This is a genomic window from Citrobacter freundii complex sp. 2024EL-00216, from assembly GCF_043945515.1.
Taxonomy (GTDB): Bacteria; Pseudomonadota; Gammaproteobacteria; order Enterobacterales; family Enterobacteriaceae; genus Citrobacter; species Citrobacter portucalensis.
In genome coordinates, this window is sequence record NZ_JBIMRA010000063.1 from 1 (window position 1) to 1,470 (window position 1,470).

The 1,470-nt window shown below is 49.9% G+C and carries 1 tRNA gene and 2 rRNA genes; all 3 read right to left on the bottom strand.

Features of this window, described 5'->3' with window-relative positions:
* Positions 1 to 973: ribosomal RNA gene (locus ACHHZ7_RS25360) — 23S ribosomal RNA — on the bottom strand; the annotation flags it as partial.
* Positions 974 to 1,194: 221 nt separating this feature from the next.
* Positions 1,195 to 1,270: transfer RNA gene (locus ACHHZ7_RS25365), tRNA-Glu, on the bottom strand.
* A gap of 85 nt (positions 1,271 to 1,355) precedes the next feature.
* A 16S ribosomal RNA gene (locus ACHHZ7_RS25370) occupies positions 1,356 to 1,470 on the bottom strand; the annotation flags it as partial.

Consider the following 1,470-nt stretch of genomic DNA (forward strand, 5'->3'; position numbering starts at 1 on the left):
TTCACGACGGACGTTAGCACCCGCCGTGTGTCTCCCGTGATAACATTCTTCGGTATTCGCAGTTTGCATCGGGTTGGTAAGTCGGGATGACCCCCTAGCCGAAACAGTGCTCTACCCCCGAAGATGAATTCACGAGGCGCTACCTAAATAGCTTTCGGGGAGAACCAGCTATCTCCCGGTTTGATTGGCCTTTCACCCCCAGCCACAAGTCATCCGCTAATTTTTCAACATTAGTCGGTTCGGTCCTCCAGTTAGTGTTACCCAACCTTCAACCTGCCCATGGCTAGATCACCGGGTTTCGGGTCTATACCCTGCAACTTAACGCCCAGTTAAGACTCGGTTTCCCTTCGGCTCCCCTATTCGGTTAACCTTGCTACAGAATATAAGTCGCTGACCCATTATACAAAAGGTACGCAGTCACACCCCGAAGGGTGCTCCCACTGCTTGTACGTACACGGTTTCAGGTTCTTTTTCACTCCCCTCGCCGGGGTTCTTTTCGCCTTTCCCTCACGGTACTGGTTCACTATCGGTCAGTCAGGAGTATTTAGCCTTGGAGGATGGTCCCCCCATATTCAGACAGGATACCACGTGTCCCGCCCTACTCTTCGAGTTCACAACACATGCACTTTTGTGTACGGGACTTTCACCCTGTATCGTGCGACTTTCCAGACGCTTCCACTAACACACATGCTGATTCAGACTCTGGGCTGCTCCCCGTTCGCTCGCCGCTACTGGGGGAATCTCGGTTGATTTCTTTTCCTCGGGGTACTTAGATGTTTCAGTTCCCCCGGTTCGCTTCATTACGCTATGTATTCACGTAATGATAGTGTGACGAATCACACTGGGTTTCCCCATTCGGAAATCGCCGGTTATAACGGTTCATATCACCTTACCGACGCTTATCGCAGATTAGCACGTCCTTCATCGCCTCTGACTGCCAGGGCATCCACCGTGTACGCTTAGTCGCTTAACCTCACAACCCGAAGATGTTTCTTTCGATTCATCATCGACTTGCAAAAATTTGAGAGACTCGAACACACCGCTTTTCATTTCTTATTACGGAGAAATGAAACAGTGTGTCGTTTCAATTTTCAGCTTGATCCAGATTTTTAAAGAGCAAATATCTCAAACGTGACTCGAAAGTCAGTTTTGAGATACTTCGGTCGGCGACTTTCACTCACACATACCAGCAAGTGGCGTCCCCTAGGGGATTCGAACCCCTGTTACCGCCGTGAAAGGGCGGTGTCCTGGGCCTCTAGACGAAGGGGACACTGAAGTCTCAATCGCAAGACGCCTTGCTATTTACTTTTCATCAGACAATCTGTGTGAGCACTACAAAGGCAGGTTCTTTAAGGTAAGGAGGTGATCCAACCGCAGGTTCCCCTACGGTTACCTTGTTACGACTTCACCCCAGTCATGAATCACAAAGTGGTAAGCGCCCTCCCGAAGGTTAAGCTACCTACTTCTTTT